Below are 6,442 nucleotides of genomic sequence, written 5' to 3'. Positions count from 1 at the left end.
GGCAGGATCGTGGTGTCCATCGCGACGACCTGACCCGGCCGGTGAATCACCACAGGCTGGCCCGCGCCGGGGGGGCGGGCCCCCCCCCGCCCGCCCCCCCCCCCCCCCCCCCCCCCCCCCCCCCCCCCCCCCCGCCGCATCGCTGCCCACCGGATCCTGGCCGGTCACCCACGGAGCTGGCAGCCTCGAACGTACTGGGACGACATCGACCTCCACCCCGTGATCGGCCTTCACCGCCCCTGACGTTCGCCAACCGACGCGGGCTCAGTGCCGTCTCCGGACGCGCACGCCCGATCATCCGGTTCCTGCGGGGACTGTTCCAAGATCGGCTCTGGCGGACTTTCGGTGGTGGGTTATCCGAGGAGGATGCGGTGGCGCAGGAGAGCGAAGCCGGCTCTTCCGTACATCTGCCGCTTAATTAGCTTCGTTTTGGTGTTCACGCCTTCGGTTCGCCCGTTGTGGTGCTCGAGGGTGATCGCAGCGGTGACGGCGTCGATGTCCTGTTCGACGCCTCGCGCGAAAGAGTGCACGTGTGGTAGATCCGCTTCGCGTGCGGCGGTCGTCCATGCCGCTAGCTTGGCCGGGTTGTCTCTGCGAGGAGCGAGCAGGGCAGCGAAGGTACGCACAACGCTGGCCAGCGCCGCCATTTCGGGGCAGGCCGCGGTCAGAGCTTCGAGTCGTTCGCGTTGCCGCTCGGTGAGATTCTCGGGCCGGGTCAGCAGCAGCCGTGCGGCCCGGCGCGGCGAGAGGTGCGGATGGTCGTCAAGATGCCGTCCCTGGTTCAGATACCGCACGAGGAGGTTCTGGCTGCCGTTGTAGCCCAGAGCGCGGATTTCGCCCAGCAGCGCTGGTCGCCCCGACGCCCGGCTCCCGTTCACGGCGGGCGCGTAGGTGGTCCCGATACGGGTCGACCATGCAGGCCCGGTACTTGGGGACCCGCTGGATGCGCTCCGGTGTCGCCGCGCGGGCGTACCGCTTGACTGTGTTCAGCGCCAGGCCGAGACGGCGTGAGCAGTCCAGCAGCCCAACTCCGGCCTCGAGGAGGGCATGAATCTGCTGCCACCGCTGGAGAGTGGTCTCGGCAAGCTTTCCCTCGCGCAGTCCCGTGGCCGAGGCCCAGCACGCACTGTGAGCTGAGACCTCCTTGCCCGCAGCGTCGCACAGACCGTGCCAGAGATGCCATCGGTCGGCGACCTGGATCGCTTGCGGCAGCGCATCCCGCACGGCCTGCGCGTAGGCTGCCGAACCGTCCCGGCACACGACTTCGACTCCTGGATGTGCCCGCAGCCAACCGGCCACCACCTCGGCACCGCGCCCGGGCAGCACGTCGATCCGGACGCCGGTGTCGGCGTCGATCAACACGGTGGCGTAGTCATGACCCCTGCGCAGGCCGAAATCATCGATCCCCAGCACCCGAGGCACCGCGTGATCCGGTAACGGCATGCCCAGCAAGACCCGTACAGCGGTGTCACGCCCGAGGGCGATCCCGACTTTGGGCAGCAGCCGGGCAGAGGCCCTGCCTGCCAACTCGCGCACGACAGCACGGACCTGTTCGCCGAGTCGGACTGTGCGTCGCTGGTATCGCTCGACCAGGCCCGGTACTTGCTCCCGGAAGGTCTGGCGCGCACTCGGTGACAGGGCACCGCATCCGGCGTATCCGCAACCTCACCAGGACCCGGCGTCCATCGACCGGCACATCTGCGGGGACTCGCTCGTGGAAGGAATGAACTCGGCCCGTCGGCGTTCCGCAGGCAGGGCACGCCACCGCATCGCCCCTGGTTGATGCCCGTACAACGATCACATCGCCAGCGTCCTCGACGCTCTCGATAGACAGCGCTGAAAGCCCCGAGAACACTGCACCGACCAGCTTCGCCATCTCAGCCACAAACGATCATGGCAACCCCCAAACCCGTCTCCGCTGGGGACCCAGCACACCACCACCGAAAGTGCGCCAGAGCCGATCACGGGATAGACCCTGGTCCGCGCTCCGCCAGGCGATGGGCCCGCTCGTCGAGCACTACGCGAGCCAGACCGAGCGCGCCCATCGGCTGGCCGCGCTCGCCGTGGCGACCCCCGCCCTCGCGGCGCTCAACCAGGAAAGCACGCGAAGTTCCGCGCCCTGATCGCACCCGAACTCGCGCGCCGGCTCGGTTCGGACCCGGACGACCCGGCCGATCCGCGACCACGTGCCCTCATCGCCAGCGCCCTGGGTTGTCTCGAGGCCGCCGTTGCGACTTGGATCGCCGGCGATGGCACGCAACAACTGGGTCGGCTACTCGACCGCGCAATGGGCTCGATCAGCGCTGAAATGCCTGAGCCGTAACAAGATTGCCAAGGGCTCGGCCGACCCGGGCGACGGCGATCACGGGGCGGCCTTGGGGGTCGCAGGCTTACGGGCGCGCACGAACGCCTCGTAGTCGGCGTACGGCTTGTGGTGGAAGAGGTGGACCTCGGCGAAGCCGATCGCCTGCCGGTGGTCGATGTTCCGGAAGTCGAGAGCCGGCACGCCGAGCGCCTTCTTCGCCCATTCGAAGCCGGTCTTGGACGGGTTCCAGAACTGGCCGAACTTGTCCGGATCCAACGTGTCGTTGAGTTCACTGACGACGGAACCGGTGAACCGCGAAGAGTCTTTCGTGATGAAGTTTTCGACCGTTCGCTGCTCGTTCTGCACCATCCGGATGTCGAAATCGAACCCGCCGATCGCTCCTGGCGCACCGGTCACCGGGTCGCGGGGTTGTTTCCAGTCGAAGATCAGGTTGTGGATGACCTTCATGTTGAGGGCGAACAGCTGTTCGTTGACGTCGCGGAGGATCTGGCGAGTGTCCTGGCCCAGCATCTTCGCGCCCAGCGCCGTGTCCACCGAGCCGACTCCGGGCGTTCCGGTGACCACCGTGGCCGCGTGGAAGAAACGGATGTCCCGCAAGGGGGCCGGCGTGTTCCGGTCGAATTCGAGGACGTAGCTGATCAGGTCGTAGTAGTCGTGGCGCTGCCGTACCGTCGTGTACTCGCCCGGCAGGACGTTCTGCGTGTTGTAGAACACCGCGCGCATGAACGTGTTGGACGGGGACAGCGACCGGATGCCGCCGTTGAGGCTGAGGATCTCCCATTCCTGCCGGTCCAGGGCCAGCCAGTCGGACGGGCCGACGTTCGCCCGGTTTCCCCCGGCCAGCGACGAGTCGATCTCCTTGCGGTGTACCTGCTCCGCCCCGGCCCGCTGCTGCAACACGTGGGTGAGTTCGTGCGCGATCAGCGACCGGCCGGCCTGCGTGTCCGGCTGGTACTGGCCGGCGCCGAACACGACGTCGTCTCCGACTGTGTACGCGGCGGCTGAGAGCGAACGCGCCGCGCGCTCGGCGCCGGGCCCGGTGTGCACCCGCACCGAACCGAAGTCGGGGCCGCGGGCGGTCGTCGGCGCGGGCCCGGCGACCACCTTGGCCGCGATCGCGTCGGCCTCCCGCTCCCCGGCATCCCCGGCCTTGCTCACCGCGGACTTGCCCTGCGCCGATGCCGGCGCCGGCGAGACGGCGGCACCCGCGAAGGCGTGCTCCATCGACGAACGCACCCCGTCCGGCAGCGGCGTCCCGGAGCCGCGGGCCACCGTGTCCCTGGCGAACGCGGCGCCCCACCAGTGGTTACCCAGCGCACGGTGAACGGCCGCCACCGGGCTGACCGGCACGGCCGCCGGTGCGGTCCGGGCCGGTCGGGCCTGCCGGTTCGGTTCCCTGCTCAGCACACGTTTACTGGCCATGTCTCCTCCGAAGCCGGAACCGGACGGAGGCCCGGGAGCCTCCGTCCGGTCGCCGATCAGTCGTCGTTCCCGAAACCGAGCAGCCGCTGGCGGATGTCGATCGTCGGCAACAGCACGCCGGCGGCCCGCACCCGCAGCTTCGGTCGCTGGTGGTTGGTGAACAGGATGACCCGCTGGTAGGTACCGTCGGTCTCCACCGGCGCCGGCTGGTGGTTGACCACGTGCTGGAACGAGCCGTCCCGCAGCGCGAAGATGACCTCGTCGTCCTTGCCCGGCCCGAGGTCCTCGCCGCGCTTGTCCTGCGGCAGGACGACCACCTGCGCGGCCAGCATGCCGCTCGGGTCGTGCGCGATCCGGGTCACCTTGATCTTGGTGGCCTTCGGGTCGACCTTGACCCGCACGAACGTGGAGATGGTCAGCTCCCGGGTGAACGGGTTGCCGGTCACGTCCGTTCCGGCCACCGACAGGTGCCAGGTGTACGTACCTTCCTTGAACACCTGGGCGAACGTGTTGGTGTAGTTGCCGTCGCCGTCCGGGTCGACCAGGCTGTTCGTCCCGTCGACGAACAGTCCGCTGCCGCCGTGGCAGGTACGCGGCAGCGTCTTCCACTGTTGTTTGGTGAGCAGCGCGCCGATGCGCTGCTCCATCCAGGTGGGCTTGTCCGGACTGCCGGCGACGGAACTCGGGGTCGCCCCGGTCAGCGCCGTCAGCTGCTGGCCGAGGCCGACAGCCGGAGCGTCCAGCGTCGCCGTGACGGTCGCACCGCGGATCGGCTGGTCGTCCTGGCGGATGCGGACGGTCAGCACCATCCGGTCTCCGGTCAGGTAGGACGGCTTGTCCAGCACCACGTCGGCGAGCAGGTGCAGGTCGAGGTACACCAGCACCTGGCTGGGGTCCAGCTCCTCCGCGGTGGACGGCCCCGTGCCGTGGATGAGCCGCCAGTCGATCTTCTTCCCCTTGGCGACGGCAGGCAGCTGGGCCACCGACAGCGCCCGGTCCGACTGGGTTTCCTGGATCTCCACGGGGAACGGCTGGAACGAGGCACCATCCCATCTCGACAGCTGGATGGTGTCGGTGAAGACGGTGGTGCCGGCCTTCGGGGTCACGGCGAGGACCAGCCGGTCCACGCTCGGTTCGGTGGAGAAGTAGACCGCGGGCAGCACGGCGGGTGCCGGCGGCGCGTCCGGGTCCGGAACACCCGTGGTCGGCGTCGTGGCCTTGGTGACCGCGTTGACCTTCTGGACGTCCGCCAGGATGTCCCCGACGTGCTGGGTCAGCTCGCTGGGGTCGTTGGCGAGGGCGAACACACCACCGTGGAACGTCGACAGCTGCGAGAGCACGCCCTGGTCGGCGGTGGGGCCCAGCGCGATGGCCGACAGGGCGCAGCGTTTCGGGTCCAGCACGGCCTGCCGCAGCGAGCTGGAGTTGACGGCGTCCTGGAAGGAGATCGCACCGTTCGCGGGTGTCGCCGAGGCCGGCACCAGCGCCACGTGGCCGGAGTTCTCCTGACCGTCGGTGAACACGATGATCGAGAACCGCTGGTCGGTGATCGGCCCGGCGTTGCCCAGCAGGTCGATGGCGAAGATGAGCCCGTCACCGATCGGCGTGTTCGTCCCCGGGGCGCCGAAGTCGAACGCCGGGTTGTTGATGGCCTTCAGGGCGTCGTCCAGCGGGGTCAGCGGCAGCAGCGCCACGATCCGGCTGGACGGCGGGCCGGCGCGGAAGCCGACGGTCTCGTCCTCGAACGCGACGATCGCCACCCGGTCGTCGGTGCCCACGCCGCTGAGCAGGCCGTTGATCAGGTGGACCAGCACCCGGCTCGCGGTCTTGGCGTTCTCGAAGCGGTTCTCCAGCGCCATGCTGCCGGAGCGGTCGAGCACGAAGACGATGTCCTTGCGGCGCTGGGTGATCGTCATCGGCGCGGTCGTGGAGTTGTGCAGGAATCCGGTGTAGATGCCGGCTGTGTCGGTCAGCTTGACGTTCAGGCCGAACTGGATGGGGACCTGTTCGTACACGCTCGGCAGGTTGACCGTCAGCTTCGGCTCGGTGGTCTCCGTGGGCTCCGCGGGGTTGTTCGAGATGGCCGTGATGGGAGCCGCGCCGGTGTAGGACCAGTCGTATTTCGCGGTGAAGTCCGGTGGGTTACCGGCGAGCGTCTTGTCCGACAAGGCGTTGCCGGCGTGCAGGTCGGGGTTCTGCAGTTCCACCGCCGTGGCCGGCACGTTCAGCGTGGCCACCGGGTTGACGGCGGCCCACTGGACCTCCACGTTGCCGCTGGAGAAGCCGAGCGACCAGCCGGCCGGAGTACCGGCGGAGACGCGGAGTTCCCACAGTTCACCGTCGACGACACCGCCGTTCAGGTCGGTGAAGGTGACGCCGACGTTCACCGTGTCGCCCTGGACGGTGTCGGTCACGACGTCGATCTGGTACTGGTGGGTGCCGGTGGGTGGCACGAACAGAGTGCCGTTGGCGGGCAGCTGCTGGGTGATGCGGGCCCCGGTGCCGGCGTCGATGTGGGTCAGCGACGAGGTCACGCCGGTCACCGCGTCGGCGTACTGCAGCGTGTAGCTCTCCTGCGAGCCCCCACCCGCTTGGAGGGCCACCGAGAACACCGTGACGAACGCGCTGGTGTCCGACATCGTGTAGGCGGCGGCGCCACCGGTTGTCGGGTTGATGATCGGGTCTGGCATGGTG

4 protein-coding genes and 1 pseudogene are annotated in these 6,442 nt (G+C 68.9%); 2 read left to right on the top strand and 3 right to left on the bottom strand.

Annotated features, from left to right (window positions below; all coding sequences use genetic code 11):
* Nucleotides 1-353 precede the first annotated feature (353 nt).
* Nucleotides 354-1,885: pseudogene (locus tag QQ657_RS54030) on the bottom strand (ISL3 family transposase).
* A gap of 112 nt (nt 1,886-1,997) precedes the next feature.
* Here QQ657_RS54030 and QQ657_RS54025 point away from each other — a divergent pair.
* The gene (locus tag QQ657_RS54025; RefSeq protein WP_284750286.1) at nt 1,998-2,123 is read left to right on the top strand and encodes a hypothetical protein; all 126 of its coding nucleotides are present in this window, start codon (nt 1,998-2,000) and stop codon (nt 2,121-2,123) included.
* On the top strand, nt 2,120-2,323 hold the full coding sequence (locus QQ657_RS54020) for an acyl-CoA-like ligand-binding transcription factor (RefSeq protein ID WP_350310777.1): 204 nt from the start codon (nt 2,120-2,122) through the stop codon (nt 2,321-2,323). Before QQ657_RS54025 ends, QQ657_RS54020 begins: the two co-directional genes overlap by 4 nt.
* A 39-nt stretch (nt 2,324-2,362) precedes the next feature.
* Here the strand turns inward: QQ657_RS54020 and QQ657_RS54015 are convergent, their stop codons facing one another.
* Nucleotides 2,363-3,748 (bottom strand): eCIS core domain-containing protein, encoded by a 1,386-nt coding sequence (locus tag QQ657_RS54015; RefSeq protein ID WP_284750285.1) that lies wholly within the window; start codon nt 3,746-3,748, stop codon nt 2,363-2,365.
* 56 nt (nt 3,749-3,804) lie between these two features.
* A complete protein-coding gene (locus QQ657_RS54010; protein WP_284750284.1) occupies nt 3,805-6,438 on the bottom strand; it encodes a vWA domain-containing protein in 2,634 nt (877 codons plus the stop codon).
* Nucleotides 6,439-6,442 lie beyond the last annotated feature (4 nt).

This window comes from Amycolatopsis ponsaeliensis (assembly GCF_030182635.1).
In the GTDB taxonomy this organism is placed as follows: domain Bacteria; phylum Actinomycetota; class Actinomycetes; order Mycobacteriales; family Pseudonocardiaceae; genus Amycolatopsis; species Amycolatopsis ponsaeliensis.
Note: the sequence above shows the minus strand (reverse complement) of the source record. Positions and strands in the feature narration are given on the sequence as shown.

Coding starts and splice junctions, on each gene's coding strand:
- QQ657_RS54025 (WP_284750286.1), top strand. CDS start 1,998: ATGGGCCCGCTCGTCGAGCACTACGCGAGCCAGACCGAGCGCGCCCAT.
- QQ657_RS54015 (WP_284750285.1), bottom strand. CDS start 3,748: ATGGCCAGTAAACGTGTGCTGAGCAGGGAACCGAACCGGCAGGCCCGA.
- QQ657_RS54010 (WP_284750284.1), bottom strand. CDS start 6,438: ATGCCAGACCCGATCATCAACCCGACAACCGGTGGCGCCGCCGCCTAC.